The 273-nt window shown below is 44.3% G+C and carries 1 protein-coding gene; it reads right to left on the reverse strand.

From position 1 onward, the window contains the following. On the reverse strand, window positions 1–273 hold a 273-nt coding region (locus R2R70_RS20275), incomplete at both ends, for a M28 family peptidase (RefSeq protein ID WP_410978939.1).

Genomic DNA, 273 nt, shown 5'->3' on the forward strand with positions numbered 1-273 from the left:
ACTGCGTTTAGGGCGTTTTACATCGCTAATATGTTTAGCTGCCGCCATAGTTAATGCAACGCCGGCGCCGTCATCAAGTGCGCCTGTGCCTAAATCCCATGAGTCTAAATGTCCGCCAATTAATACATATTGTTCAGGGGTTTCAGTCCCGTTAAATTGGCCTATAACATTGTAACTAGTGCCTTCGCCAAGGTTTTCGGTTCGTACATTTATATTTACCGATACATTTTTACCTAAAGCGACTAAACGGGCAATTTGATCGGCATCGGGGTT

Origin of the sequence: Cobetia sp. SIMBA_158, from assembly GCF_046566945.1 — a bacterium.
GTDB lineage: Bacteria > Pseudomonadota > Gammaproteobacteria > Pseudomonadales > Halomonadaceae > Cobetia > Cobetia amphilecti.